Raw genomic sequence first — 26091 nt, forward strand, 5'->3', positions numbered from 1 at the left:
GGTTGATTTATTTGAAATATTTATCTGTTTTTGAGTGGTAAAAAAACAGCGACTTTTGACTCAAGTCTGTCGGAAGCCGCTATAGACCCTGGGAAAACTGTTTACCGTGCGTCAAAGCGAAGAAATGGAATCATACTATTTGCAAACAGCTTTTATTATGTTCAGGCAAGGTTCAGACAGCGTATTGTAAATTGTAATAACACAACGTTGGGGCAAAGCGAATAGTTCAGCGAATTTGCCTTTATGGACCCGCCCTGGGTCCTTTTTTTTGCCTCTAATTTCCCGCCATTCTTCCAGGTTAAGTTTCAGTTAAAAGTGTCGCGGCAAAATGGCCGGTCGCTTGTCGTAGATGTTACGACCATGAAAATAGAACCGGCAGACGAGCCGGCAGACAGGGAAATCAGATGCAGTCCAATCGTTCTCAGCAACCGCTCGAAACCGCCAAGAGTGGCTGGTTTATCCGCTTCCTCAATGTGGTGGAGCGCCTGGGCAACCTTTTGCCACATCCCATCACACTATTTGCGCTGTTTTGCGCAGCCGTCATCCTGATCTCCGGCATTGCCGGTTATTTTGAAGTCACAGTGGTGGACCCTCGCCCCGAAGGCGCCAGTGGCCGCAGTGCCGATGGCCTGATCCATGTGGTCAGCCTGATGAATGCCGAAGGGCTGCGGATGATAGTCTCCAACCTGGTGACTAACTTTACCGGTTTTACACCGCTGGGCACTGTATTGGTGGCCTTGCTCGGGGTAGGGATTGCCGAACGCTCAGGACTCTTGTCCGCCGGCATGCGGGCGCTGGTGATGGGGGCTTCCAAGCGCCTGGTTACCCTGACAATTGTCTTTGCCGGAATCGTCTCCAATACCGCCGCCGAACTGGGTTATGTCGTGCTGATCCCCATGGCGGCGATGATCTTCCATTCTCTTGGCAGGCATCCCTTGGCGGGGTTGGCGGCGGCCTTTGCCGGGGTATCCGGTGGCTACAGTGCCAACCTCCTGCTGGGAACCGTGGATCCCCTGTTATCCGGGATCACCGAAGCGGCGGCGCAGATGATAGACCCTGACTACACTGTGGGCCCCGAGGTCAACTGGTACTTCATGTTTGTCTCCACCTTTGTGATCTCTTTCCTCGGCGCCTTGGTGACAGAGAAAATCGTTGAACCCAAGCTCGGTCGCTATGATGTCTCTGAAGCCAGTGTCGATTTGGAAGATCAGCGGATGGAAACCGTCACCGAACTGGAGAAAAAGGGGCTGAAAATGGCCGGTTTGGCGGCGCTGCTGCTCGGCGCCGTGTTGGCCTTGACCGTGGTACCCGAGTGGGGCCCACTGCGTCACCCAGAGACGGGGGAGGTGGCCGGTTCGCCGTTTCTCAAGGGAATCGTGGTGTTTATCTTTGTCTGCTTTGCCATTCCCGGGCTGGTATATGGCAAGGTAGTAGGCACCATGAAAAAAGATACCGATGTGATCAATGCCATGTCTCACAGCATGAGCACCATGGGCATGTATATCGTGTTGGTGTTTTTCGCCTCGCAGTTTGTGGCCTTCTTCAAGTGGACCAATCTGGGCGCCGTGCTGGCGGTGACAGGCGCCGATGCCCTCAGCGCCCTGGGGCTGACCGGGCCGATAGTCTTCCTGCTGTTCATTATGATGTGCGGCTTCATCAACTTGATGCTCGGCAGTGCCTCGGCCCAGTGGGCGGTGACGGCGCCGATATTTGTGCCCATGTTGATGTTGGTGGGTTATGCGCCGGAAACCATTCAGGCGGCCTATCGAATAGGTGACTCAGTGACTAACCTTATCACGCCCATGATGAGTTACTTTGGTCTTATCCTGGCGGTCGCCGCGCGCTACAAGAAGGACCTGGGGATAGGTACTCTGGTGGCCACCATGTTGCCATATACGCTGGTGTTTTTCGTCGGTTGGACCCTGTTCTTCTTCCTTTGGGTATTCGGCCTGGGGCTGCCGGTTGGCCCTGGTGCAGCTACCTACTATTCACCGGCGGGCTGATAGTCTGTAACAGTGAATGACTGAGGATTTTAGTGGGAAGGGGCTTAGGTTATATACAGTAACTAAAAGTGTGTATAACGTTTACTAAGGCAGAGAAATCTGCCTTTTTATCACCAAATAATCAAAACGGATAACTCTCAACTTTTCAAGAAGCTGTGTCAGACCTGGTCGGAACTAATTCAGCATCACCAGATCAAGTCTGAACTAGTACACTTAAAGACTTCTGGCATGCTCTTATCAAGTTTCATTCCACTCGCTAGTCCTTCACTCCGACCATGCCGTTTTCCCGCACCCGCACGCTTTTGAGCAGCCCTACTATCATCTCGGTGGCATTCAAGGGGGCCATCGCCGGAAAATCTTCTATCTCTATCTTGCCGCTGATCTCCATATGAGCATAACGGACACTGTTGATTTTGCTGTCGGTGCTGACCCAGGTAAACTCCCGCTGGGTATCCGAGTATTTACCATCACTGATAAACAGCCGCCCTTCCCGCCCGGCCACCTTGGTCTTGCTGCTGGCGAAAAAGGCCATCATCCCGCTGTAGCGGCTCAGCTCCTCTTTCAAGCCCTTTTCTTCGCCTTTGCCATACACGTTTACGATGATCTCAAACAGTGAATCTTTTCCGTTAAAAAACTCCGCCTGATAGTTTTCGTGATAAGAGCCTTCCTTATACGCGCTCGTTGGATAAGGCCCTGAAGGGGTAATCGGTGGCTGAAGATTGGCGATCAAGATATTTCTTTGCAAACAGACACCCGCCTGCTTATGCGGCCAGGGCTGATATTCAATCTTCTCTATCGCCTGACGCATCCATTGCAGCCGCTGCTGCAATATCTCATCCACATTGGGGGCATTACGGGCAATGAATTTGTTAGCACGGCCATCAATGCTGAGCCCCAACTGCTGCTCCGGAAAATCCTTGAAGAAAAAGCTAGAGAAATCATGCTTAGCATTAGGATCATTCATTAAAACTCTGGAATCTTCGTTATAAACTAATGTCTTAAGTTCAGGTTCCAGGTCTCTAATCACGTACTTGGTAGGCCCATATTTCGCAGCCTTACTACGCAATTCCTCCACATACTCCAGCCATTGCTCAAGCCTATGCTCACCGGTGATCACCCCTTTCTTTTCTGCCTTATCATCCTGATGATAGATATCGATAGAGAACTGCGGTTGACCATAACCCGAGGTGAGCAGTTGCATCTCTTGGGGTAACTCAAACTCAAAACGGCCCACGCAGTGTTTGGTAAAAACCATACTCGCCGGTCCTTGCTGCATTTTTTCCGCTTGCGCCATCACAACTCCTCCCTGCCAAAAACAAACCATTACCAGACTGCCGAGCAGCCCTTGCTTGATAATCTTGCGATAACCCTCTGCCATCTCTACCCCTTGAATTTCTGGTGAATATCCGGCAGCCAAGACTGAAGCACACCGACCATCAGTTCCCTGACATCGGGGCAATTGTAAAACCCCTGGTGATCCTGGGTCGCCACCAAGCCGATAGTCTGCACCCCTTTGGGATACTTGCCCGCGCCTTCATGCACGGTACCATCACCCTTGGCCGTCTCGCTACCCAACCTGAAGCTGGCGCTTTGAGCCCTAGGCGGCATGTGGGCATGCTGATGGCCATAGCGGTTCTGCTCCATCCAGCTCTTTAACTTGCGTTCATGCTCGGCCAGCTCACTGCGGCTCAGCAGCTTGACTTCGCCCTTGACCGAGAGCCAGTCATGGTTTTCATCGCCTATGACTTGCCAGCGCTCCACCGCCGCCGTCTCCAGCCCCGGGGTCAAGCTGTTCTGCAATTGCCACTCACAGGTGTCAAACGCCTTGGTGTCCGGGTTATTGCTGTAGAGCAGTGTGGTCGTTGCGTGAAAGTTAGCCGCCAGTTGGTCATGAAATTTCTCACAATCAGTGATACGTTTTGTAAATGCTTTCTTATGTTCTATTAACTGCTCATCCGTTGATGTGCCCAGCTCGGGTGCCAACAAGGGAGGCTGCACCAGGCTATACCAAGCATCGAAACGGCGGTAGAAATCATAAATGCCACTGCCATAGCCTATCTGCAACAATTCCCGTTTGTCTGTCTGTTTCGCCGGGTCCTTATTGACAAACAGCCACTCCCCCTTATTGGCCGCATCCACGTAGAGCTTATTGGGCATCAGCTCCAGCCCGCCCTGACAAAAGCCCAGTATTGCCGTGGTATCGGCGGCGTTCTTGCCCAGCACCATTTTGACGACCTGCCCCACAGCACCGTGGCCGACGGCGCCGCAGCGAAACTGAAAATAGGTGGATGGGCTGCCGTGGGTTGGCATAGCGCCATGGATAACGGCTTCGACTTGAGATTCCAAGCCGCTTAGGATAAAGCCGGCGCGGGAGGCGTATCCGCCCATTGAGTGACTGATGACCACAAACTTAATATCGTCCTTGGTCAGCCCCAGGTTATCGCCTTCTTTATCTTCCTTGAGTAGCTGTGTCCTGAATTCCTCAAGTTTATCCTTGAGTCGCTTCCCGGCGTATTCATTGCTGCGCATCCAGTTATAGCCTACGGCAAATACCGGGAATTGCAGCCCGGGATACAGGCGTTTAAATAACGGCTCCTTCGACTCAAGATATCGAAGCAGCGGGCCATAGCTGTCCCACAACACCTCGCCCCAACCCCGACGCTTTTTGAGTTCCACTTGCGACTTGGGTACTGAGGTATAGACCCTGAAATACTTATCGGTGCCTGGGTCTTCCACCAATAAATGATCATCCCGATCGATTATCGGATCCCCTTTCTTTTTAGTTTTACCATTAACCAACAATGCTTTACGCTGTACCGGACCGGCAAAAATCAAATCTTTGATCCGAGGCCAGGCGGCGGCTTTGGTTCGGTACTTACGGCCGGTTTCCGCTATTCCGCGTCCCTTTTCCTTTATCCCTATCCACTTTCGATTAAACCATTTACCTATCCCCTCAAAGAAACCATCATCATCGTCCGCCTGCGCCGCAGCAAGCTCGGCTTCACGTTCGGCCTTCAGCTCCATGGCGGTACTGCTGGGACCACTGAACTTTCCCCCGGCAGCAGGATCCCATACTGAGTCGCCACTCTTTTTATTCATCAAGCGGGTGCCCATAATGCCGGGGACGAACACCAGCGCCACAATACCCTTGCGGCATTTACAATCGGCGTTACAACTCATAACCAGACTCCTTAACGGTCGCTTGCCGCTCTTTGGCCCACTGCAACAAGATAGCCGCTCGTCCTGAAGGCAAGCCGGTCTTGGTGACTATGGCACTCACTTCCAGGTCATCGAGTGACACTTGTGCCAAAAACAAGGCCTCGGCCACCAAGCGCAGATGACTCAGCTCGGTGAATCCATATTGATAAGCCTGACTTGCTGCTCGAGCCAGTCATAGCATGCCTGCTCATCTGTTGGTGGACTTTCCAGTGATAATAGGTGACGTGCGAGGGCATGGATCTGGTTTCGCCTTTGCCAGTTTGGCATCGCATCCATGATTTCCTGACTTAATTCCCAGCTCATTCGCTTCTCCTTAAGACACTGTCAAGGCAGCATCTCCCTGAATGACTTTGCCACCATGGGCCGTGGACGCACCCTGCAATACCACGGCGATGCCATTGACCGTCAAACTCGGATGTCCCTGAACCAGGGTATCTGGCCCGCCAACCTGGCAGTCACACTTGTGCCCGGTTAAGGCCACAGGAATACCGTTGACCGTTAGAGCACTTTCTCCCTGGTTTATCGGTCCACCAACATGAGGGGTATTGCCGCTGAACATAGGGCAAATATGTTGATGTCCTTTCAATGCAACCGGAGTCCCCATATTAATCCTCCTTAATCGATATCGCCTGGCAGCCGTATCCGTCCGGCTCCCTTTGCCAATTCAGCCAATGGCTATTGAAACGAAAGGGGTTAAGCGATGCATAGAGCACTGACCCCAAAGGCTCCAGAAATACATCCCTTCTGGCTTGCGTTTCTTCGGTTAAATAGTGATGTAAGACCCTGGGGTCGTAGAAACGAAAACGAGTAGTTTCACCATCAGGCTTGACGGCATACAACCTTTGCCCCAGTGCTTCTTTCAGTGGCTGCAGGGCTAGCTCACTCTTGCACCACAGCGCGCTGTGACCATGGGTGTCTTTCTCCAGCATCAGTTTTATCAGCTCGTCCTGTCCCGCAAGATGGAGTAACCAAGGGCCGTTATCCACCAATGCCTGATCCCTGTAATCAAACAGGCTATGACACTCGGCTCCGGCCCCTTTGGCAAACCACAGGGGCTCTGGGCATAGCGCTGCATCCAAGACCAAGTAGTTGGGCCCAAACGCCTTGAGGCTATTTTCCTTCACCATAGTCATACTGTTATTCTCCGCAATCGGGACAAAGATCGACTATCGGGTTGCCCTCTTCTGCGGCACTCTTCAGTGTCGCCAATTGGGGCTTGGCCCCGGTTGTCACAGCCACTGGCCCCTTGAGCTTGATATTGGGAGCTTCGAGAGTGATCCCGCCGGAATCTATGAGTATCTTGCCTCCTGGCCCCTGAATAGTGACTTTCTCCGAGCCATTGAGGGTGAGCGACTTGGTGTGCACCAGCACACTTTCACCGGCTTCCAATAACACCTTTCCCTCAACCTTCTGGGTGTAGTGGCCGCCCACTTCCAAATCGTGATTGGCTCTGGAGTACTCGTGACGACGATCCATGACTTCGAGGCGATAATGACGCTTGATCAGGGTTTGCCTGTCTCTGGTCACTTCCAGCTTTTGATCCTGACCAATCAATGCCTGCTGATCTCGACCTATTTCCAGAAACTCATCCTGCCCCACGTTCAGGCGCTGATCCCGTCCTATGTGCTTTTCTCTATCGTTACCCACCTGATAGTGCTGGTCGTGGTTGATTTCCAGCTTATGGTCTTTCTGGGCATGCAAATAGATGAGTTGATTTTCGGCGGCATCCTCAAAACTCAACTCATTGAATCCCGGCCCCTTGTGGGTTTGGGTCTTGAGCACGGTTTTGGTTTTGTTGGTCGGCAATACATAGGGCACAGGATTGGCAGCATGGTATGTGCGACCGGTAATGATAGGTTGGTCCGGGTCGCCTTCAAGAAAAGAGACTATGACCTCATGACCAATGCGTGGAACCGCCATAAAGCCGTACTGGCCACCGGCCCACCCCTGGCTGACTCGAATCCAACAGCTGCTCTGCTCATTTGCCTGGCCATATCTATCCCAAGGGAACTGCACCTTGACCCGGCCAAATTCATCACAAAAGATCTCTTCATTATCCGGCCCCACGACAATAGCCATGTGTGGCCCTGTCACCAAGGGTTTGGTGGCCGGAAGCGGTAACCAGGGAAGGTGCCCTTCAATTGCCAATAACTGGTTTTGATACTGAGTCGGGGTGCTACTGTTCCCCTCCTCTGCCGCTGCACCCTGTATCCCGCTGTGTTTTACCCCCACAAGCAACCAGTCACGGTTAAACGACGCATCTGGATGTTCGCCCAAGTTGAACTTGATACCGGCACCGGCATCAGCAATATCGGACATTGCCGATGCCATTTGGGTTTCATTCCGTAACGCCTGCAATCTGGCGCGGGTGAAAAGCTCTCCTTGGGCGTCATCCTTGTAACGCCCCGGATAATCATAGTGCTCATAAAGCACTTCAGATCCCGCTTGCTGGAAGTCGAGCTGATTGGCTATATCATCCTGCAAAAAGCTATAAGCAGGCTTTTTGAAGCTGTAATCCTTGAGTTCGGCCTTGGCACTCGCCAGTTGCTTGGCGTAACTGAAGCTGCGGACAAAAGGCACTTCGCTGTCGCCGCCGCTCAAGGCGTTATAGGGGAATAGTTGTTTGGCCGCCGGCAGCTTGCTGGTGGCATCACAGAAAATCAGCGTATGTTTGTCGTCACTGAATTCGAAATACCAAAACACCCCGGCCTCAGCCGAAAGACGGGTGATAAAGTCAAAGTCCGACTCCCGATACTGAACACAGTATTCGCGCTTTTCCGACTCGTAGCGTGCATCCCAACTGAAGGCATAATCACTGATACCCATTTCATCAAGCAGGGTGCTGAAAATCTGTTTGAGGGACTTTTCCTGAAAGATACGGCTGTTTTGCCGCAGCCGCAGCCGCGCCATGGCAGGTTCCATGGTCAGCTTGTATTGAGTATGTTTATGGCCTGAGTCTTCCTTGGCAAAGCGGCTGACTATACCGTGAAAACGTCTGACTCGAACACCATCCTGCCAAATACTCAAGACGCCATTCTTATCGACTATCTGCTCGGCAGTAATATCATCCCTGCGGCTCAGTAATATCAACTCTCCCTTGAAGGGCGAGGACAACTGTTCATCAAAATCAAACGACAGCAGGTTGAAACTATCGTCCGCCTCCGCTTCTGCCTTGAAATGAAACCGCAAACCACTGCCAAGATAAAACATAGCCGGTATCCTTGTTCGAGTTCGTCCTGACTCTAATCCGCTAGAATCACTCTTTTCTTGCCATTGAGACGCTACTTGGAAAAACCTTGTAGCAGATAGCAAAATGTATGCGAGCGTTTTGCCCGCATACATTCAAGCAAATCAGTCGTTGACTGAATTACGCTTCGATGGGCTTGCGCCAATCGTCGGCACCAGAGGTTCCGGCGCTGACGTGATCCCAGTCTATCTTGCGATAGGCCATGGACACTTCAACCAGCTGAGTGAAGTCGGCTTTGTTGGGATCCTGGCAGTGAGGCATATGACAGTTAATATCAATGATGGTGGCGCCTTCCAGCTTGGTGGTGAAGAAGTGCTCTTGCTTACCTTCGATAGAAGTGCGGTACCACTTGAGCTCGACCTTGGTCAGTTTCTCACCGGAAGAGAGTGAGTTGTACATGAGAGGAACGGCTTTGTTCAGCGCGACGGTGAACTTGAACGGCTTGTGCACACGCTGACCGGAAGGCATGCCGGACTGAGGGTCGGTTGGCACAGTCACAATGTGGTTGAACTCCTGAACCAGCATCTCGTCTTCATGGCCTTCCACAAAGATGTCACCGACGGATTCCGCAGTAAAGGCGCCGGCAGTGAGGTTGCCCTGAGTTTGGCCTTCGATAGAGATATAACATGGTGTTGGCATGATAAATTCCTTTTTAAAATTCACTGAGGTTTGGATTAACCTTCCTAGCTAAAGCAACCTTCGCGCCAAAATTTAATCAATTGATTTCGTTACTGTTTAAAAAATAGCCCAACTGGCTGGGCAAAAAATTGCCCGAACTTGAGCAAAAAATTGCCCAATCAATATGACGTACTTTAAATGTGAAAAACTTCCGCTTTGAGGTGTTATGACAAGGCAAGACAGATACATAATATCACCATCAAAACACGCTAGCGGTTGTCATCGTGTGCCGGTGATAACTAGAGTCCGGAGCCAACGGCCTTAGTGCTATGGAACATGGTTTATACATGGGTTACGGCCAATCGATGATGAATGCTTGCAACTCCTATCGCCACGGATCAGGGTAAGCATCTTTTTTGCCTAGATGAGTAGATCATTGCACCTATATCGTTTCTGAGTAGTAACTTGACGCAGTTATAACATCAAGCTTGGTGAGCTGGGCTTCAAGAGCACATGTTCGGGAACCCTTGCGCTACAAGGGTTCTGCAAGGTGTAGCACAAATAGGAACCGTTATTTAGGGATTGTCTGGGGGAGTGAGTAAACTTCTAATGGAAAGTTAATGCGATGGGCGAGGTTAAGTTTAAGTTGATGACAGAGAAGTATTGAAAATATTGCTTGTCATTCTCTCACTCGCGAATGGACACAGTTTTGGCCCCTTTTGTTTACAGCATAAGGCGGAGATTAACTATGTAAATGAGGACGAAAATGGTTCCGTTTTTGTTCTAACTATAAGCTATTGTTGAACTTTTTCTATTGTCATACACTATCGGGCCCTTTGGTTTGTTGGTTGGGCCCGCATGCGTTTTTCATCTGCACGTCTGTTGCTGCTAATGGCTTGGTTGGCCACGAGTTTTACCCTGGCCGCCGAGATAGGCGACACGGTAGTGGTCGGAAAACTCTATATCAGCGGCGCCGAACTGCCCGGGCAATTGACTCCAGAGGGGGCCGGTTGGTGGCCGGAGCCTATGTGGTTGCTGTGGCTCATGGGCCTTGGCAGCTTCTTTTGCCGTTTTCGTTGTTTTGCGCTCTGGCTGCTTGCTTTGCTGGCGTTGCAACTCAAGTTTGTTATTCGGGTCGACGACAGCCTGCTGTGGAGCAGTTGGCTAGTGCTGCTATTGCCTACACAAGTGTTGTTTGGCCTGATTCTGCTGTTGATTGACCGGGGCGAGGGCGCACGAGCCCAGGTAATCACCTTTGACTGACGATAGTCCAAGTCCCAAGCCGTATTGAGGGAGAATAATAGATGTCCAGAAAAGCCAGGGCCGCCATGATCTCGGTCTGCTCCAATATTTCGCTGATCATCATGAAGGTGGCGGCGGGTATTGTCAGTGGCTCGGTCAGTATCATTTCGGAAGCGATTCACTCCGCCATGGATTTGGTGGCGGCCTTGATCGCCCTGTTTGCCGTGCGCCGCGCCGATGTGCCGCCGGACTGGGATCATCCCTACGGCCACGACAAGATAGAGAATGTTTCCGGGGTTATTGAGGCGCTGCTGATTTTGGCGGCGGCCGGTTGGATTATTTTCGAGGCCGTCGGCAAGTTGCTCAGCCCCTCAGAGGTGGAAGGCCTAGGCTGGGGGGTATTGGTGATGCTGTTGTCGGCGCTGGTTAACACAGGCGTTAGTGCCTATCTCTACCGGGTGGCCAGGGAAGAGCAATCGGTGGCGCTTGAGGCCGATGCCCTGCACCTTAAGGCCGATGTGCTCACCTCCCTCGGGGTCGCCGTGGGGCTGCTGCTGATCTGGGTGGGCGGTTATTTTGGCCATAACCTGGCGCTGCTGGATCCCATAGTGGCTATAGGGGTGGCACTGTTTATTCTTAAAGAAGCGATAAGCATGCTGGATCAGGCCTTCAAGCCGCTGCTGGATCACAGCATCAGCGAAGAGGAGCTGAACCAGGCCGCCGAGATAATCGCGCACCACTGTCCCAATGAAGGCGGTTTTCACGACTTGCGTGGCCGTCAGGCGGGCAGACGGCGTCATATCGACTTCCACCTGACCTTGCCCAAGGAGATGAGCGTTGGCCATTCCCATGCCATTTGTGACCGTATCGAGCAGGCCTTGATGGCTGCCATTCCCCATGCGGCGGTGTTTATCCATGTGGAGCCGCTGGAAGAGCAGCCCGAAGAAGAAGGCTTACTGCAACAGGGCGCCTGAAGCGGCGCCCGCGTGGCTGCATCAGAGCCCTTGATGGGGACCGAACACTTCGTAGTGGATCTGCGCTTCCTCAATACCCAGGGCCAGCAACTGCGCCTTGATGCTCTGCATAAAGCCTATGGGGCCACAGCAGTAGAATTGGCCCTCGGACGGCAGCATGGCCGCTATCGGCTCCAGCACCATGGTGCCCTTCAGGTCATAATCCTGTCCCTGAATATCAGTCTCAAGCGGCTGGCGATACCAGGTCAGCGCTTTGAGATTTGTCTGCTCGGCCTGCTTGCGGCGTATCTCTTCGGCACAAGCATGCTGGGCGCCATTTTCACAGGCATGCAGCCATAGTGTCTCGGCGCAGTCTTGCTGCAGGCGACTGTTTAACATGCTCAGCATAGGCGTCAGGCCAACTCCGGCAGATAGCAGCACAACCTGGGTTTCAGGCTCAGTATTCAGGAAAAAATCCCCCGCCGGCGGGATTAGCTCAAGCTCGCTGCCGATATCGAATTCATTGTGCAGCAGGTTGGAAACCAATCCTTCGTTTTCACGTTTAACGCCGATGCGATAGCTGCGGCCGTTGGGGGCATCCGCCAGTGAGTATTGGCGTATCTCGGTATGTGCCAGCGCCGGATGGCTGAGTTTGATGTTCAGGTATTGCCCCGGCTTAAAATCGGCCACAGGGCCGCCATCCTTGGGCGTGAGTTCGAAAGAGGTAATGGCGGCAGACTCGCGGCGTTTGTTGCTGACAACAAAGGTGCGGGTGCCGCTCCACCCCCCTTGTTTGCCTGCAGCATCGGCATAAATCTGCGCTTCGCGACCAATAAAGATATTGGCCAACACCCCATAAGCCTTCTCCCAGGCGCCCAGTACCTCTGGCGTGACGGCATCGCCGCCGAGTTCTTCCAGGGTGGCAAGCAGATGCTTGCCGACTATGGCGTATTGCTCGGGTTTGATCAGAAAGCCTGTGTGTTTCTGGGCAATTCTTTCCACGGCTTCACCGAGAACAGCCAGATTGTCGATATGTTGGGCATAGGCGGCGACGGCATTGAACAAGGCTACCGGCTGATCGCCCTTATGCTGATGAGCCAGGTTGAACACATCTTTCAGTTCGGGATTGTGGTGGAACATGCGCTGATAGAAGTGTTTGGTCAGCTCTGGGCCGGCGGCAACCAGCAGGGGAATAGTACTCTTGACCACTTGGATAGTGTGTTGATCCAACATAACGACAACCTCAAAGATTTATTTAAGTTATATGTTCCGCGATAAAATAAACATGTATTTGATTTGGATCAATAAAAAATCTGACTAGATCTATCAGGTATTCAGTATGGTTTGCAAAAACACTCTTGTGGGTGAGGCATGTCTATGTTTTATCGTATCTGGATACTGATTCTGGCTTGTTCGCTTCTCTGGTGCCGGTGCCAAGTCGCCGTCAGTGGCCAACAATGACTTTTGCCGCTAAAAAGCGGATAATTCCCCCAATTTTGCTCAATTTGACCCAGATCACAGCCGGTCGCTGGTTTTACCGCTGCGGCGAGTGTCATAGGGCGAGCGGGAAACCCCGCCGGAACTCGGAACTATCCAATGGAAATCAAAGTAAATTTTCTCGACAACCTTAGACTCGAAGCCAAGTTTGATGACTTCAGTGTCATTGCCGACCAGCCAATCCGCTACAAGGGTGATGGCTCGGCGCCGAGCCCGTTCGACTACTTTCTGGCTTCATCAGCGCTGTGTGCCGCCTATTTTGTGAAGGTGTACTGTGTCGCCCGCGATATTCCTACCGAAGGCATACGCCTGTCGCAAAACAACATAGTCGACCCGGAAAACCGTTATAACCAGATCTTCAAGATTCAGGTGGAACTGCCGGACACCATCTCTGACAAAGACCGTGAAGGCATACTGCGTTCCATCGACCGCTGCACTGTGAAGAAAGTGGTTCAGACCGGCCCCGAGTTCCAGTTGGAAACCGTGGATAACCTGGATCAGGACGCCCAGGCGATGCTGATGCTTAAGCCGGATGACAGCCACAGCACCTTTATTCTGGGTAAGGATCTGCCGCTGGAGCAGACCATAGCCAACATGACCAACACCTTGGCCGAACTGGGGATGAAGATAGAGATCTCCTCCTGGCGTAACCTGGTGCCCAACGTTTGGTCGCTGCATATCCGTGACGCCGCTTCGCCCAAGTGTTTTACCAACGGCAAGGGCGCAACCAAAGAGAGCGCGCTCTGCTCGGCTCTGGGCGAGTTTATCGAGCGTCTCAGCTGCAACTTCTTCTACAACGACCAGTATTTCGGCCCCGAGATCGCCAACGCCGAATTTGTTCATTATCCCAATGAGAAGTGGTTCCAGCCCGGCCCCAACGATGAGCTGCCAGCCGGGATCCTTGATGACTATTGCCTGGAAATCTACAACCCGGATGGCGAGCTCTGCGGCTCCAACCTTATCGACACCAACTCGGGCAATGTCGAGCGCGGCATCTGCGCCATTCCTTATGTGCGTCAGTCCGATGGCGAGACTGTGTATTTCCCCTCCAACCTGATTGAAAACCTGTATCTCAGCAACGGCATGAGTGCAGGTAACAATCTGGATGAGGCCAAGGTGCAGTGTCTGTCCGAGATTTTCGAGCGGGCGGTGAAGCGCCGCATCATAGAAGAGGAGCTGGTTCTGCCTGAGGTGCCGAAAGCCGTGCTGGCCAAGTATCCTTCGATAGTGGCCGGCATAGAGGCGCTGGAGGCGCAGGGCTTTCCGCTGGTGATCAAGGATGCCTCCCTCGGTGGCCAGTTCCCCGTCATGTGTGTGACCCTGATGAACCCCCGCACCGGCGGTGTATTTGCCTCCTTCGGCGCCCACCCCAGTTTTGAGGTGGCGCTGGAGCGCAGCCTCACCGAACTGCTGCAGGGCCGCAGTTTCGAGGGCCTAAACGATGTGCAAAAGCCTACTTTCAACAGCATGGCGGTGCAGGAGCCGGAGAACTTTGTTGAACATTTTATCGACTCCAGCGGGGTGATCTCCTGGCGCTTCTTCAGTAGCAAGCCGGACTATGAGTTTGTCGAATGGGACTTCTCCGGCAGCAACGCCGAAGAGAGCCAGAGCCTGTTCGGGATTCTTGAAGAGATGGGCAAAGAGGTCTACATCGCCGAGTTTACCGAGATAGGCAACGCCTGCCGGATCCTGGTGCCAGACTTCTCCGAGGTGTATCCGGTATCGGATCTGATTTGGGACAACACCAATAAAGCGCTGGACTACCGAGAAGATATTCTTAACCTGCATCGCCTCAGTGACAGCCAACTGCAAAGCCTGTCCGAGCGCCTCGAAGACAGCCAATTGGATATCTACACGGATATCATCACCCTGATAGGCATAGAGTTTGATGAAAACACCGTCTGGGGCCAACTGACGATACTCGAGCTCAGACTGCTGATCTGCCTGGCCATAGGTGAGCTGGAAGAAGCGCTGGAGCTGACCGAAACCTTCCTGCAGTATAACAACAATACCGTCGCTCGCGGCCTCTTCTATCAATGTTTGCAGGCGGTGTTGGAGATCAGCCTGGACGATGAACTCGAGCTGGACGACTACCGGTACAACTTAGGACGCATGTTCGGCCAGGAAACCCTGGATGCCGCCATAGGTTCGGTCAATGGCACAGTGCGCTTCTACGGCCTGACCCCAACCAATATGCAGCTCGAAGGCCTGGAAAAACACCTGCGACTGATCGAAAGCTACAAGAAGCTGCACGCCGCCCGCGCCAGAGTGGCTGCCAAGAAGTAAATTATGTTCAGGTAAGGGGCATGTTTGCCCCTTACCTGGCCACATTGGCTTTTAGTCTGGTTCCTTGTGGTTCAAGTTATCTCGTCACTTTGACCTAGAGAAGAAGTTGCACACAAATGTTTTCTCTGTAACGCATCTTCTCTATGTACTCAAAACATGTGTACTCAAAACATGTGTACTCAAAACATGAAAACAATTTTAGCGGCAGACTCTTTGCCTGTAGGTTAATTTACCGTTAGCATTAAGCATTGTGTGTGCCTTTTTGTCATGAACATCAAGGATTTCATTTGTGAAGATGCCAAGGCCTGCCATGGCCTATGTTGTTCCTTTTTGTGTTTTTTTTATTTATCTCTGCCTGGTTGCCGGAGAGTATTTTTATGAACGCCAGTCTTTGGAATCCGAGGCGTCTACGGCCCAGATAAAGCAGCTTGAGAAAGAACTTTTCAGGATGCAACATCTTGTTGAGAGGGCGATTCACAATCAAAATTTAGACAGTGTGGCCGAGGAGATATCTCTGGCGGCGACAGACTTCAACATCATGGTGTACATACTGCTAGATGACACCAGTCTTATCCGCTACGCCAATCATGTTGTTTGGCGCGACAGTCGGGCTTCGCAAGTGATCGATGGCTATTCAATGGCGTTACACCGGCAAGTGGTTGATTCTGGAAAGCCACGGATATTTGCCAATATGGATAGGCTATCAATACAGGCATATTATCCCGTCATCACCGAGGCTCCCGTTAGTTTTGGGGGCAAGGCCGAACTGCTTTATCTCGAGTATGATCTATCGCCTGCAATGGCCAAGGTAACTGATGACCTCAATCTGCGTTTTATGCGGGTTTGGGGCTTGGGAGCCTTATTTGTTTTGGGCTTTATGCTGGTGTTGCACTTTATGTTAATCCGCCCTTTAAGGGCTCTGGCTTGGCAGGCCAGAGGGGGCGAGAACATCCCTTTTCATATGGATAACACTTGGGTTTTCAGTGAAATACGGGTGCTAAAGGATTATTTGCACCGGAGCCAACAGAAGTTGCAGCGAACCCAGAAGCAATTGAGGGACAATGAACAACGCTGGTTGTTTGCGGTGGAAGGGACTCGCAATGGGATCTGGGACTGGAACATAGCCAGCGGCGAAGTTTTTCTGTCGGACCGCTGGAAAGAGATGATAGGTTATGGCCCACACGAACTCGAAGGGCTTTATTCTACTTGGGAAAGCCGACTGCATCCGGACGATAAAGGAGCCGTGTTGTCGTCTTTGCAGGCTTATCTCAATGGTGAAACTGAGGCGTTTGAGAGTGTTCACCGTTTGCGCCATAAAGAGGGGCACTATATCTGGGTGCTGGATAGAGGAATGCTGGTTGAATGGGATGAACAGGGCCGCCCTTGCCGGATTATAGGTACTCATGCCGATGTGTCGGATGATGTGCGCAATCAGCAAGCCCTGGCCCATTTAGCCAACCATGATGCCCTGACTAATTTAGCCAATCGCCGCTCTTTGATGGATGCCTTGTATGAGCAGCAAAAGCATTGTCGCAACAGCCAGCAGTGTGCAGCGCTGTTCCTTATAGATTTGGATAATTTCAAAACTATCAATGACACTCTCGGGCATCATTTGGGCGATCGGTTATTGATCCAACTGGCGGCTAGATTTTCGGGCTATTTTAGCGCCAATACTTTGGTTGCCAGGCTCGGGGGGGATGAGTTCGTTATTCTGGCGAAAGATCTAACCCAAGACAGAGCTACGGCAGCAAGGCGAGCCTTGGCGTTGGCCAGTGAGATCAGGCAGTTGGTTGCCAGGCCTTTCAATATCAGTGACAAGCAGCTGCATGTGTCTGCCAGCATTGGTGTTTGTCTGTTTGATGATCAGGATGATATTGATGCCGAGGAGCTTTTGAAGCGAGCCGATATGGCCATGTTCCAGGCCAAGGAAGACGGTCGAGATAACTGCATGATCTACAACTCCGAGATGGAGGTTAAGGCTCACCAAAATCTGCTGATCCAGAATGAATTGCGCTATGCCATCGAACGGCAACAACTCTCTTTGGTTTACCAGCCAATAGTTGATGCCCAGGGGAAATTGACTGGGGCTGAGGCGCTATTGCGTTGGCAGCATCCGCAGCAGGGGAATATTTCGCCGGCGGATTTTATTCCTGTGGCTGAAGGTAGCGGCCTTATCAGTGAGATTGGCCATTGGGTCATTCTTGAAGTTTGCCGCTTCATTCGCGAGCAGCAGGCCAGGGGAATTGGGGTGCCTAAAATTGCCATCAACCTCAGTGCCAGGCAGTTCAATCAGCCCGAGTTTGTGGAGCGTCTTATCGCCTTGCTGAAGGCTCAGGGGATTGCTACAGATGCGCTGGAGTTGGAGTTGACCGAATACGCCTTGTTGACCAATCTGTGTATCATGAATACCCGAATCGATCTGTTGAGGAAGGCGGGGATATCCGTGGCGATAGATGACTTTGGCACAGGCTACAGTTCGTTGAGTTATCTACAGAACCTGCCTCTATCCAGACTGAAGATAGATGCCTCTTTTGTGCAGAAGATTGGCTCTGGGCGCAGTGCCGATGCCATAGTTAAAGCCATAATCGAAATGGCCCACAGTCTGGAATTGAAAGTGGTTGCCGAAGGGGTTGAAACCGCTCAACAAAGAGCCTTTTTGAATCAGCTCGGCTGTGACAACTTCCAAGGGTATCTGTTCAGTCAGCCTCTGCCTGAGGTTGAGTTTGCAGCTCTGCTGCGGCCTCCGAGGCGTAAGTTACCGTATGCTGCGCCAGGAAGTTGAAAATAATATTCAGCACCTGCTCACGTAATGTGTCGATTTCAATAAAGAGTTCATGCCTGGCTCCCATGATCTTTTCTAATGTCACCTTGGGGCCAAGGGCGGCGATTTGTGCCTGGTTATCGACGATAGTGTCTTGCTCAGCCTGAATAATGAGGATTGGCACTCTTGACTCTCTGGCTGCGGTTATAGTCTGCTCGCAAGCATCCAAAGCTTCTATCAACCACTGATTGGTGGGTGAGCCCAGTTGGATCTCAGGATGTTGCTGACATAAATCCAGTAAGGCTTGATATCGGCTTTTGCTGTGGGTCAGTTGATTATCTTTAAAGGCGAGCGGACGATAATCATGGCCGGATAACACATAGTTGGGCTCGGTATGCGGGCCATAGCTATTGAGTTTTCCCGCCAACCAACGCACGAAGTTGCGCGGCATTGGCAAACGGATCCCATACATGGGTGCAGAGAAGGCTGCGGCAGTAAATCTCTGGGGATATTGCTGCAAATACAGAGTTCCTATGGCACCGCCCATGGAGTGGCCTACTAGAAAATACTGTTCATATTGGTTTGAAACCACTACTTGCTCAACAAAACTATGCAAGTGATCCACATAGTCCTGAAACTTATCTATGTGCCCCTGGTGAGGATTGGCGGTTAGTCTGCTGGATAGTCCTTGCCCCATATGATCCAAGGCGTAGACACTATAACCTTGCTGATAGAAGTCATGGATCAGTTCCCGATACTTGAGATAACTCTCGACCCGGCCATTACTGATGACGACGGCTTGTTTCGCCTTTGGATGGCAAATATAACCATAGGCCAGCTCTTTACCGAATCCCACCGCCAGCTTGGCGTGGGTGACACCTTGCCAGAAAGTCTCCAATTGAGACTGGGTTGAAGCGGGTTCTGTGTTGCGGGCCTGGGTCGTTACCATCCAATATTTCCTGATCTAAAAAAGCCAGTGCTCAAAGGCACTGGCCGAGTGTATCAGAAACAGGGTTTCATTGCTGTGAGGCGATAAAGTCGGCTATCTGCTGTTCCAGTACAGACATGGGCACAGAGCCTTGCGCCAATACTGCATCGTGGAATTGGCGGATATCGAACTTTTCCCCCAGGGCATCTTCTGCTTGCTTTCGCAGACGTTTGATAGTCAGCTCGCCAATCTTGTAGGCCAGCGCCTGCCCAGGCCAGGAGATATATCTGTCTATCTCTGTGGTGACATTGTGCAGCGACAGAGCCGTATTACCGGCCATAAAGTCTATTGCCTGCTGACGGCTCCAGCCTTGGGTGTGCATACCTGTATCGACTACCAGGCGGGCGGCGCGCCACATCTCGTAAGTCAGGCGTCCAAAGTTGCTGTAGGGATCCTGATAAAAACCCCCTTCCAGCCCCAAATATTCACTGTATAGTCCCCATCCCTCACCAAAGGCCGAGATATAGCTGTAGCGGCGAAAATCGGGCAGTTGCTCCAACTCTTGATTGAGAGAAATCTGCAGGTGGTGACCCGGAACAGCCTCATGCAGGGTGAGTGCTTCCAACTCATAGAGAGGACGCTTATCCAAGGCATAAGTGTTTACCCAATAAAAACCCGCCACAGTCTCCGAGTTGGAGCCGGAATAGCGTCCGGTTGTATATTTGGGGGCAATTTCTGCCGGTACAGGGGCTACGCCATAGGGTTTGCGTGGCAGCTTGCCAAAATAGCGTGGCAGCATGGCGTCGGCTTTTTTGGCAATATAGGAGGCCTCTTTGAGCAGTTGCTCCGGCGAGTCTACATAAAAGCGTTTGTCGGTGCGCATAAAATGCAGAAACTCGGCAAAGCTGCCTTTAAAACCGGTTTGTTTGATGATCTTTTCCATCTCGGCGCGGATCCGTTTTACTTCACTCAGCCCCAGTTGATGGACTTGCTCAGGCGTCATATTCAGAGTGGTGTAGTACTTGACCCTGTTTTCATAAAAGGCCCGGCCATTGGGCAGCTCTGATGCGGCAATGCTCTGGCGGGCGCCGGGGATATATTCCTCGGTCATAAAGTCGTAGAAGGCTTGATAACTCGGTAACACATGCTGCTCGACACTGACGTACCCGGCATGGCTCAGTTCCTGTTTAAGATTGGCAGAAAAGTGTTCTGGAAACGTCTCAAACGGCTTGGAATAGCTGCTTTGCTGCACTGGTACCATATAGGCCTGAATACTCTGTTCAAACCCTTTCAGCACAGATTGCGGCTGAGTGATGCCCTCGGCAAGCCCCTGGCGCATCCAGTGTATCTGTTGCTGGAAGTAGCGCGGCAGAGATTGCAGCTTCTGCAGGTAGCGACGGTAATCGGCTTCTGTCTTGAATGGCCCTGAGGCCATAGAAGCAATGTAAGCGTGAAAGCCACTCTCTGAGGTAATCGGCAGGTAATGGGCCTTGAACCTGAAGCTATCCACATTCTCCTGCAATTGGTATTCGAGAATACTGGCATTGATGGCGGCTTCTTTGCTCAGCTGTTCCCTGGGTATCGCCTTTAGCCGTTGCAATAGTGCTGAATTGGCCGCAGCATCGGCCGCCAGAGCCTCAGCTGACAAGTCTGCTAATTTACCCGCGGCCGAGTCATCGCCAAACTGGAAGGCCATCTGTGGGCTTTCTGCCAGCCGTTGCTGCCAGGCATCGGTTATTAACTGCTGGAGCTGGCTATCGGCTTGGGATTGCTGCTTGCCTATTTCTGGCGTGTTGGTTTCATGAGTAGGGGTTTGGCAGGCGCCCAAGAGTCCGGTGAGCAATAGGGGGAGCAGGAGTTTTTTCATTTGATTTTGTTCCTTTTTTATCCTTGATGACGGATTATGCCTCAAGCCCGGATGGACCCCCAGAGATTTAACGTCACCTTTTGGTAACAAAGCCTGTCAGTAGACCAAGAGGTGCTAACAAAAGGCGTGTTACACTTAAGCGTCCCCAGACCAAAAAATAATTACATTGGCGGGGTAGTTCATACAGGGGTTATTTTTATGATTGATACTTCAATTCCGTTGGTCGATTTACATCGCCATCTGGACGGTAATGTCAGGGTTGAGACCATATGGGAACTGGGTCACCAACATGGCATTGCCTTGCCGGCGGCCTCGCTTGAGGATTTGGCACCTTATGTACAGATCCAGGGCAAAGAATCCAGCTTAGTGGCTTTCCTGAAAAAGCTGGACTGGATGGTTGCCGTGCTGGCCGATTTGGATGCGGTAAAGCGGGTGGCCTATGAAAATGTCGCCGATGCGGCATTGTCCGGGTTGGATTATGCCGAATTAAGGTTCAGCCCTTACTACATGGCAATGAATCACAAGCTGCCGATAGAAGGCGTGGTGGAAGCCGTTGTTGATGGTGTAAAAGCCGGGCTCAAGGACTATCAAGTTAAGATAAAACTGATAGGTATTCTGTCTCGCTCATTTGGTCAGCAGGCTTGTACTCAGGAGTTGGATGGCTTGCTCGCGCACAGGGAGTCTCTGGTCGCGGTTGATTTGGCCGGTGATGAATTGGGTTTCCCCGGTGAGTTGTTTAACGAGCATTTCAAGCGGGTGCGTGATGCCGGACTTCAGATAACGGCTCACGCCGGAGAAGCCGCCGGTGCCCAAAGCATGTGGCAAGCCATCAAGGAGTTGGGGGCGACTCGCATAGGCCATGGGGTCAATGCCATTCATGATCCCAAATTGATGGAGTATCTGGTGGAACATAAGATAGGTATCGAGTCCTGTCCCACCAGTAATCTACATACTTCCACTGTGAGCAGCTATCAGGAGCATCCACTGCGCACCTTTATGGAAGCCGGTGTGCTGATTGGCTTGAATACCGATGATCCAGGCGTCAGTGCCATAGATATCAAGCATGAATATCGTGTGGTTAAGCAGGAGATGGGCTTCACCGACGCTGAGTTGGCCAAGCTGCAGCGTAATGGCGTGGAGATGGCCTTCCTCTCAGACAGCGAGCGCCGGGAACTTTACGCCGCTAAAGCATAAAAGTTTGGTTAAGACACAAAAAAGCCGATGAATCATTCATCGGCTTTTTTATTCTACTCAGGGTTAAATTACCCGGGAGAACTGTTGCTGACGTGCCTTTTCTCGGAAGTAGACATCGAAACAGATACAGATATTACGGATCAACAGACGCCCGGTTGGGCTGATGCTGATCTGACGGTTTTCAATGTTAACCAGTTTATCGTCGATAAAGGTTTGCAGCAGCTTGAGATCTTCGGCGAAGTAGTCTTCAAACTGGATCCCCAATTGTTGCTCCATCTTGGCCATATCAAGCTCAAAGTGACAGATAAGCTGCTTGATCACCGCGCGACGGATTTCATCATCACGATTGAGTTTACAGCCTTTCCACAGAGCGTGACCCTGCTCATCTATGGCTTCATAGTAAGGGCGAATATCTTTTTGGTTCTGCGCATAACAGTCACCAATCTGACTGATGGATGACACCCCTAGTCCAAGGAGGTCGCACTCTTCTTGGGTGGTATAACCCTGGAAGTTACGGTGCAATCGGCCTTCTCTTTGCAGCTTGGCCAGCTCATCATCGGGTTTGGCGAAGTGATCCATGCCTATGTATTGATAGCCGGCGCCGGTCAGGGTCTCAATAGTCTGATGCAGCATGTCCAGCTTCTGTTGTGGGCTGGGCAGGTGCTCATCTTTAATTTTCCGCTGCGCCGCGAAGCGGGCCGGCAGGTGAGCATAGTTGAATACAGACAGACGGTCGGGTGACAGATCCAGAATTCGCTGAATGGTTTCGGCAAAGGTTTCCGGTGTTTGATGAGGCAAGCCGTAAATCAAATCGACGTTGGTAGAGACAAAGCCCATCTCTTTGGCCTTTTTGATCAGCGCAAAGATGAAGTCTTCATCCTGTTCACGGTTAACTGCTACCTGAACCTCTTTATTGAAGTCCTGCACTCCGATGGAGATACGGTTGAAGCCGGCCTCTTTAAGGGCATCCAGCATAGACAGTTCGATTTCTCTAGGGTCGACTTCGATAGAGTATTCACCCTGTTCGGCAAAGTTGAAGTGACTTTTCAACAGTGACGATAACTTGATGATTTGCTCTGGGTTAAGGAAAGTCGGCGTACCACCGCCCCAGTGCATCTGAGTCACAGTGTAGTGTTTGAACAGAGGTGCCCGCTTGACGATTTCGGCTGCCAGGTACTCTATGTACTGATCGGCTTTGTGCTGATGCCGGGTGATCACCTTGTTGCAGCCGCAGTAATAGCAAAGTTTGGCGCAGAAGGGGATATGAATATACAGAGATAGCTTGTCACTTTTGCTGCCGGCTATGGCCGACAATAGATCGCCTTCTGTGAATGAGTCGTCAAACTCCAGCGCCGTTGGATAGGAAGTATAACGGGGACCGCTGTAGTTATATTTCTCGATCATTGATTGATCCCAGCTGATATGAGTGGGCTGCTTCAAGGCGTGTCCTCCGACAGTAAATTAGCAATGAGCGAAGTATGCAGGGTTATTGCTCAAATAACCTTGATCCAGGTTGTAAAAATTATATGTACACAAGCAAACGTTAAGAAATATCCCTGAAAATGCTTTCAATGTCTGTTTCCTTATTGAGGTTTTGTGCACCGACTCACGCCAGAGAAAAGATTCAGCAGGTTTGATTATTGTTTGGCTGAGACGGCAAAACAAGGCTGCGAACTCAGGCGTAAGCAAAACACAGGCCTCCGATGTTTGGGGCTGATTTTTGGGGGCGAAGAGTTAGGGGGGGGAATAAAGTGCTGCCGACTGCTGAGAGCAAGCCGGCAGTTGGTGCCTAATGAGCTGGTTTGAGCTGAAACTCGGAGAGTTTTTTGGCGTCGGCCAATATGCCTTGCTCTAACTCGGCTTCAGACTTCATCCTGGCCAGGTCGAGCCGCATCCGTTCTTGCTTGGGTAACTGAGCCCTAGCCTCCAGAATGGGATGATCCTTGATACGCTCAAAATGGGTAAATACATCCGGGTAGTCACCACTGACTCTCTCTGTCAGCGATAGCAGATCGAACAGTTTGACGATTCTAACTACCCCTTCAGACAACTCACAACGTTCTTCCGTCATGGCGGCAGCAATATAGCGGATATCTGCAAGCAGGGATGCCTGTTTCGCTTCCATAGCGGCCTTTTGTTCAGCCATAGCCAGCTCTCTGGCCTGGGTTTGTTTCCTCAGACGCAGCAGCAACACTGTGGCATAGGCGCTCAGTCCTATGATGATCAACATGGCTAAGATGATGAGGATAAACTGCATCCCGGCCTCCGTTAGTTGTCTTGGTATTGTTTCAGAAGTTCAGCACCGGATTCGAATTTTTCCAGCAACTCGTCATCGCTATGACCCTTGCCTGGGGCTTCATCGCTCTGATCCAAATCGGTAATGCCGAGTTTTTCCATTAGCTTTTCAATCTTGGCCAATTGCCGCTCCAGCCATTGCTGGTCATCGGCGGCCAGTTCCCGTCCTTCTTCCAGCTGATCCAGCAGCTTATTCAGGCGCGGATCTTCCTCCAGTTGCAGCAGCAACTGTTCATCGGTCAGTTTGGGTTGTTTGGGCTGTGCAACCTTTTCTTTGACTATATCCAGAGCGACAGGTTTTTTGCTGCCAAGGCGGATATCTTGTTTGTCAGTGCCAGCACGTTTTTGCCCCTTCGGAGCAGCAGGGTTCTGGCGGCTGCCCGCCTTATTGCCAGAGTCCTGCTTCTTACGGGCCGGAGCGCGCTCAGATTTCTTGCTTCTGGGGGCCAGTTTGGGGTTGTTCTCGCCGACTTTGCGGGTCTTTTTACTACGGGACATAATTCTCTCGATAAAAAGTAGTTGGTTGCGTCCGAACCGTGCCGGGTTCAGTCTACAAGCGGCGGTTCTGCATCAAGGTCGCGTGTTATAGCAGATCCTGATGTTTTTTGCATCAAGATGAAGTCCTGCGCTGCAAATATTAGCCTAAATTTGCCCTGAGATGCCAAGTAAGCAAATGTCTGCTGCTGATAAAAGCTGACATGGGTTGGATTGTTTTTGTAATGCCATTTGGGGAACGCGGCTAAAGAGGTCAGTAGTGGGGTGGATATGGCCAGCCAACCACCTGGTTTCAAAAGGGTTTCTATTAAGCTCCACTCTTTGGCCGGGGTCCTGAAGTGTTCGAATACCCGAAAACAACAGATAAAGTCATATTGGTGATGTAGTAACTGGTGGTCTGCTGCAAAAAAGGGATCGAACTGTTGTAAATGGTGACCGGCGTCGCGGATCTGTTTCAGGCCATCCTCGCTTAGCACTCGGCCAAAGTTGAGACCAAATAAAGGCGTTGGCTGCAAAGATTGCAGCTGATCCAACAAGGGGTGGATAAAGCGAGCCAACTGCTTTTGCTTTCCTGTTTGGCGGGCTCGGCCGTAACGCTGCTTTTCGGCATCGGGTAACAGGTAACTGCTGGAGTCTGCAAACAACAGCCGACATTCAGGGCAGAGATAAAAACCTCGTTTCTTATCTTGAAAGCTGAGTTCAGCCTGATCGTTATGACACAGGGGGCAGCGACGCATGGACTAATTCAGATCTGCTCAATGGTGGTTAATAAATTATGCCATAAAAAAAGGCGGCAGTATGGCTGCCGCCTTATGATGGTGCTAACTAACACCCTATTCTGATTTCAAGTTTCCTTACTTGCTATGCGACTTTCCCGGTCGATATCCTTCTTTTTTTGACAGCTTTCCCTGCAGTTTTTCTCGTTATCGGTCTTCCAGACACTTTCTTGGGTTTCCTGCAAATAGCGATGGCCAATTGACTCATCATTATTCAGTCGTCTTCTGTGACGCCTAACAGACCATCCTTGTCTACCAAGTACCTTCCAGTGATAACAAGCTTCCAGCCAGTGCATCCAAAGCGCGTTGCTTCCCGTGCCAATGTTTGAGTCCTGCAAACATCTTCCTGTTGGAGCAAGTTCCCCTGTTAATTCGTAAGGACAATGCTAAAAAGCGGTTTGGCAAAATCGCCGGTTCCTTACTTTTATTGACCTGGATTTCAAACTGAAATCTCGACTCATTATTATTATTTGCGAGTGGTCTTAGTAGTCTTATTGTTATTGGCTTGCTTTATTCTTATATCTTGAATGTAAATTATACCGAAACCTGAATGTTGTTGGTAAAGTTTTTATACAAACAGATGGGTTTATCTCGGTACGGGCACATTAAACCTAAATCTGTGATCTGTGTCAAGCATTAATGTTCTCAGTTTACGTAAACGTAAACATTGTGGCTTAAGAAAAGGGTGAAACTTCACCCTTTTCCAAGCT

21 protein-coding genes are annotated in these 26091 nt (G+C 51.2%); 6 read left to right on the forward strand and 15 right to left on the reverse strand.

The features are described 5' to 3' along the window. Window positions 1–404 precede the first annotated feature (404 nt). On the forward strand, window positions 405–2003 hold the full coding sequence (locus tag WKR14_RS00290; protein ID WP_165564233.1) for an AbgT family transporter: 1599 nt from the start codon (window positions 405–407) through the stop codon (window positions 2001–2003). 256 nt (window positions 2004–2259) lie between these two features. On the opposite strand, the gene WKR14_RS00295 is transcribed toward WKR14_RS00290, so the two are convergent. The 8 genes from WKR14_RS00295 to WKR14_RS00330 form a co-directional block, all read right to left on the reverse strand. Then, on the reverse strand, window positions 2260–3381 hold the full coding sequence (locus WKR14_RS00295) for a hypothetical protein (protein WP_339087184.1): 1122 nt from the start codon (window positions 3379–3381) through the stop codon (window positions 2260–2262). 2 nt (window positions 3382–3383) lie between these two features. Beyond that, on the reverse strand, window positions 3384–5183 hold the full coding sequence (locus WKR14_RS00300; protein ID WP_339087185.1) for a hypothetical protein: 1800 nt from the start codon (window positions 5181–5183) through the stop codon (window positions 3384–3386). After that, window positions 5173–5313: a hypothetical protein gene (locus WKR14_RS00305; RefSeq protein WP_339087186.1), complete on the reverse strand. Its 141-nt coding sequence runs from the start codon at window positions 5311–5313 to the stop codon at window positions 5173–5175. Before WKR14_RS00305 ends, WKR14_RS00300 begins: the two co-directional genes overlap by 11 nt. 32 nt (window positions 5314–5345) lie before the next feature. After that, window positions 5346–5525: a hypothetical protein gene (locus WKR14_RS00310; RefSeq protein WP_339087187.1), complete on the reverse strand. Its 180-nt coding sequence runs from the start codon at window positions 5523–5525 to the stop codon at window positions 5346–5348. Window positions 5526–5535: 10 nt separating this feature from the next. Further along, window positions 5536–5826, reverse strand: coding sequence for a PAAR domain-containing protein (locus WKR14_RS00315; protein ID WP_025012114.1), 291 nt, complete (start codon window positions 5824–5826; stop codon window positions 5536–5538). A gap of 1 nt (window position 5827) precedes the next feature. After that, complete coding sequence (locus WKR14_RS00320) at window positions 5828–6355, reverse strand: DUF4123 domain-containing protein (protein WP_101057220.1); 528 nt, start codon at window positions 6353–6355, stop codon at window positions 5828–5830. Between the two features lie 4 nt (window positions 6356–6359). Further along, on the reverse strand, window positions 6360–8432 hold the full coding sequence (locus tag WKR14_RS00325; RefSeq protein ID WP_339087190.1) for a type VI secretion system Vgr family protein: 2073 nt from the start codon (window positions 8430–8432) through the stop codon (window positions 6360–6362). Window positions 8433–8589: 157 nt separating this feature from the next. After that, the gene (locus tag WKR14_RS00330) at window positions 8590–9108 is read right to left on the reverse strand and encodes an Hcp family type VI secretion system effector (protein ID WP_039035438.1); all 519 of its coding nucleotides are present in this window, start codon (window positions 9106–9108) and stop codon (window positions 8590–8592) included. Window positions 9109–9945: 837 nt separating this feature from the next. Here WKR14_RS00330 and WKR14_RS00335 point away from each other — a divergent pair. Both WKR14_RS00335 and WKR14_RS00340 read left to right on the forward strand, forming a co-directional pair. After that, window positions 9946–10350 (forward strand): hypothetical protein, encoded by a 405-nt coding sequence (locus WKR14_RS00335; RefSeq protein ID WP_339087191.1) that lies wholly within the window; start codon window positions 9946–9948, stop codon window positions 10348–10350. A 41-nt stretch (window positions 10351–10391) separates the two neighbouring features. Continuing rightward, on the forward strand, window positions 10392–11303 hold the full coding sequence (locus tag WKR14_RS00340) for a cation diffusion facilitator family transporter (RefSeq protein WP_339087192.1): 912 nt from the start codon (window positions 10392–10394) through the stop codon (window positions 11301–11303). Window positions 11304–11324: 21 nt separating this feature from the next. Here the strand turns inward: WKR14_RS00340 and hmpA are convergent, their stop codons facing one another. After that, a complete protein-coding gene (hmpA, locus tag WKR14_RS00345) occupies window positions 11325–12515 on the reverse strand; it encodes an NO-inducible flavohemoprotein (protein ID WP_165564240.1) in 1191 nt (396 codons plus the stop codon). Between the two features lie 363 nt (window positions 12516–12878). Here hmpA and WKR14_RS00350 point away from each other — a divergent pair, with 363 nt between their 5' ends. Together WKR14_RS00350 and WKR14_RS00355 are read left to right on the forward strand one after the other, a co-directional pair. Next, window positions 12879–15065 carry an OsmC domain/YcaO domain-containing protein gene (locus WKR14_RS00350; RefSeq protein ID WP_226565432.1) on the forward strand — a complete coding sequence of 729 codons (2187 nt, stop codon included), beginning with the start codon at window positions 12879–12881 and terminating at the stop codon, window positions 15063–15065. A gap of 295 nt (window positions 15066–15360) precedes the next feature. Further along, window positions 15361–17847 (forward strand): putative bifunctional diguanylate cyclase/phosphodiesterase, encoded by a 2487-nt coding sequence (locus WKR14_RS00355; RefSeq protein WP_339087720.1) that lies wholly within the window; start codon window positions 15361–15363, stop codon window positions 17845–17847. On the opposite strand, the gene WKR14_RS00360 is transcribed toward WKR14_RS00355, so the two are convergent. Continuing rightward, the gene (locus WKR14_RS00360; protein WP_339087193.1) at window positions 17762–18775 is read right to left on the reverse strand and encodes an alpha/beta fold hydrolase; all 1014 of its coding nucleotides are present in this window, start codon (window positions 18773–18775) and stop codon (window positions 17762–17764) included. The two genes, WKR14_RS00355 and WKR14_RS00360, sit on opposite strands and share 86 nt — an antisense overlap. Before the next feature lie 67 nt (window positions 18776–18842). After that, window positions 18843–20621 (reverse strand): DUF885 domain-containing protein, encoded by a 1779-nt coding sequence (locus WKR14_RS00365; protein WP_339087194.1) that lies wholly within the window; start codon window positions 20619–20621, stop codon window positions 18843–18845. A gap of 198 nt (window positions 20622–20819) precedes the next feature. Here WKR14_RS00365 and add point away from each other — a divergent pair, with 198 nt between their 5' ends. Then, window positions 20820–21815 (forward strand): adenosine deaminase, encoded by a 996-nt coding sequence (gene add / locus WKR14_RS00370; RefSeq protein ID WP_101053290.1) that lies wholly within the window; start codon window positions 20820–20822, stop codon window positions 21813–21815. Window positions 21816–21878: 63 nt separating this feature from the next. On the opposite strand, the gene hemN is transcribed toward add, so the two are convergent. The 4 genes from hemN to WKR14_RS00390 all read right to left on the reverse strand — a co-directional run bounded on the left by hemN (window position 21879) and on the right by WKR14_RS00390 (window position 25342). Beyond that, window positions 21879–23255 carry an oxygen-independent coproporphyrinogen III oxidase gene (hemN, locus tag WKR14_RS00375; protein ID WP_101053288.1) on the reverse strand — a complete coding sequence of 459 codons (1377 nt, stop codon included), beginning with the start codon at window positions 23253–23255 and terminating at the stop codon, window positions 21879–21881. Window positions 23256–23604: 349 nt separating this feature from the next. Beyond that, window positions 23605–24072, reverse strand: coding sequence for a DUF2489 domain-containing protein (locus WKR14_RS00380; RefSeq protein WP_165564243.1), 468 nt, complete (start codon window positions 24070–24072; stop codon window positions 23605–23607). An 11-nt stretch (window positions 24073–24083) separates the two neighbouring features. Further along, entirely contained in the window at window positions 24084–24608 is a 525-nt protein-coding gene (yihI, locus tag WKR14_RS00385) for a Der GTPase-activating protein YihI (RefSeq protein WP_101053284.1), read from the reverse strand. 47 nt (window positions 24609–24655) lie between these two features. Further along, window positions 24656–25342, reverse strand: coding sequence for a methyltransferase domain-containing protein (locus WKR14_RS00390; protein WP_101053282.1), 687 nt, complete (start codon window positions 25340–25342; stop codon window positions 24656–24658). Between the last annotated feature and the right edge of the window lie 749 nt (window positions 25343–26091).

The sequence above is a fragment of the Shewanella chilikensis genome (assembly GCF_037953065.1).
Classification (GTDB): Bacteria; Pseudomonadota; Gammaproteobacteria; order Enterobacterales; family Shewanellaceae; genus Shewanella; species Shewanella chilikensis.

Bases quoted from the DNA above. Each gene is read 5' to 3' on its own strand.
- WKR14_RS00290 (WP_165564233.1), top strand. From the start codon at position 405: ATGCAGTCCAATCGTTCTCAGCAACCGCTCGAAACCGCCAAGAGTGGC.
- WKR14_RS00295 (WP_339087184.1), bottom strand. From the start codon at position 3,381: ATGGCAGAGGGTTATCGCAAGATTATCAAGCAAGGGCTGCTCGGCAGT.
- WKR14_RS00300 (WP_339087185.1), bottom strand. From the start codon at position 5,183: ATGAGTTGTAACGCCGATTGTAAATGCCGCAAGGGTATTGTGGCGCTG.
- WKR14_RS00310 (WP_339087187.1), bottom strand. From the start codon at position 5,525: ATGAGCTGGGAATTAAGTCAGGAAATCATGGATGCGATGCCAAACTGG.
- WKR14_RS00315 (WP_025012114.1), bottom strand. From the start codon at position 5,826: ATGGGGACTCCGGTTGCATTGAAAGGACATCAACATATTTGCCCTATG.
- WKR14_RS00320 (WP_101057220.1), bottom strand. From the start codon at position 6,355: ATGACTATGGTGAAGGAAAATAGCCTCAAGGCGTTTGGGCCCAACTAC.
- WKR14_RS00325 (WP_339087190.1), bottom strand. From the start codon at position 8,432: ATGTTTTATCTTGGCAGTGGTTTGCGGTTTCATTTCAAGGCAGAAGCG.
- WKR14_RS00330 (WP_039035438.1), bottom strand. From the start codon at position 9,108: ATGCCAACACCATGTTATATCTCTATCGAAGGCCAAACTCAGGGCAAC.
- WKR14_RS00335 (WP_339087191.1), top strand. From the start codon at position 9,946: ATGCGTTTTTCATCTGCACGTCTGTTGCTGCTAATGGCTTGGTTGGCC.
- WKR14_RS00340 (WP_339087192.1), top strand. From the start codon at position 10,392: ATGTCCAGAAAAGCCAGGGCCGCCATGATCTCGGTCTGCTCCAATATT.
- hmpA (WP_165564240.1), bottom strand. From the start codon at position 12,515: ATGTTGGATCAACACACTATCCAAGTGGTCAAGAGTACTATTCCCCTG.
- WKR14_RS00350 (WP_226565432.1), top strand. From the start codon at position 12,879: ATGGAAATCAAAGTAAATTTTCTCGACAACCTTAGACTCGAAGCCAAG.
- WKR14_RS00355 (WP_339087720.1), top strand. From the start codon at position 15,361: ATGCCAAGGCCTGCCATGGCCTATGTTGTTCCTTTTTGTGTTTTTTTT.
- WKR14_RS00360 (WP_339087193.1), bottom strand. From the start codon at position 18,775: ATGGTAACGACCCAGGCCCGCAACACAGAACCCGCTTCAACCCAGTCT.
- WKR14_RS00365 (WP_339087194.1), bottom strand. From the start codon at position 20,621: ATGAAAAAACTCCTGCTCCCCCTATTGCTCACCGGACTCTTGGGCGCC.
- add (WP_101053290.1), top strand. From the start codon at position 20,820: ATGATTGATACTTCAATTCCGTTGGTCGATTTACATCGCCATCTGGAC.
- WKR14_RS00380 (WP_165564243.1), bottom strand. From the start codon at position 24,072: ATGCAGTTTATCCTCATCATCTTAGCCATGTTGATCATCATAGGACTG.
- yihI (WP_101053284.1), bottom strand. From the start codon at position 24,608: ATGTCCCGTAGTAAAAAGACCCGCAAAGTCGGCGAGAACAACCCCAAA.
- WKR14_RS00390 (WP_101053282.1), bottom strand. From the start codon at position 25,342: ATGCGTCGCTGCCCCCTGTGTCATAACGATCAGGCTGAACTCAGCTTT.